This window comes from Streptomyces sp. NPDC093097, assembly GCF_044754325.1.
Lineage (GTDB): Bacteria > Actinomycetota > Actinomycetes > Streptomycetales > Streptomycetaceae > Streptomyces.
Window position 1 is genome coordinate 1 of sequence record NZ_JBIVOW010000065.1, and the last position, 1286, is coordinate 1286.

At 65.3% G+C, this 1286-nt stretch carries 1 pseudogene; it reads right to left on the reverse strand.

The annotated features are described in order from the left end of the window. Positions 1–440: 440 nt before the first annotated feature. Positions 441–1286, reverse strand: a pseudogene (locus ACIQE0_RS38745) (transposase); the annotation flags it as partial.

A 1286-nucleotide genomic window follows, 5' to 3' on the forward strand; every position in this document is an offset into this window, starting at 1 on the left:
GACTACTACGAGCACTCCGTCGCCCTAGGGTTCGCACCCCGTAGGCGATCCCACGTTCGTCCTTGTTGTACGTCATAGCGTGACGTAGGCGCCCCACTCATCTCCTTGAATGTCCTCACTGGACATCGCCCCATGTCGGGAAGGGTGCGTCGGCCCGCAATCAAAGCCGTCGCAAGACATGGCATCGGTTTCAGTGGCCTTTCCGATGGATGCGAACTTTCATCGACTGGAGATTGGGGTTCAGGCAGTTCAGCTTTCGCCGTATCACGCGGGCCCCTCAGCGCACCGTCCCTGGCAACTGGGCCCGGTCACTGATTGTCTGGCATGCTCTGGTCCCCATCACCTTTCGGTTCCAGGTGAGCCATCAGGCCCAGGAATGTCCCTCCAATTCCTCCCGACTGAGCCGGGGATACAACAAGGCGCCTCGTGGCGCACATCGCGCGCTCGACGGTGTTCCGTTCCTTGTAGAGCTCGACGTCATGACTGATGGGTCTGCCGCCCCTGCTGCCTTTCTTCTTCCGGTGGGCAGCTTGGTCCTTCTTCTCCGGGATGATCGCCTTGATGCGGCGCTTGCGCAGGTAGGAGCAGTTGCCGCGGGAGGAGTACGCCTTGTCCCCGGCGGCCGCGTCGGGCCGGGTGCGCGGACGGCCGGCAGGCCCCCGCACCCGCACCTTTTTGAGGACGGGGATGAACTGCGGGCTGTCCGCGGCCTGTCCGGCCGTCAGGATGAACACCAGCGGGCGGCATTTCCGTTCGGCGGCAAGGTGGATCTTGGTGGTTTGTCCGCCCCTGGACCGACCGAGCAAAGCGGCCTTCAGCCGGAGCTTGTGCCGGCGGCGCAGGCGTCGCCGTTCCTCCCGCCCGGGGTCGTCTCCTTCGCCCTGCCCGTCTTGTCCCTCCGGGCTGCCCCCTTTTGCCGGGCCTTCTCCTCCTGGGCGGCGGCCTCCTCCATGGCTGTGAGGAGTTCCTGGTCCAGCTGCATCCCGGCGGCGTCGTGATGGGCCCGGGCGGTAGTGGAATCCACACTGACCAGGGACAGGTCCACCTCTCCCCGTTTCGCGGCCTCTGTGATCATGCCTTCCAGCAAGGCTTCGAAGACGCCGGCGTCCCGCCATTGCCGGAAACGGTTGTGAACGGTGGGCCAGGCACCGAACTCGGCCGGCATCTCCCGCCACTGTCCGCCCGTCTTGAACCGCCAGAGCACGCCTTCGAACTGTTTGCGCAGCCGCTCGGGGTACGGGCCGAACCTGCCTATCGGCAGGTAGGGCTCGATGAACTCCCACTCC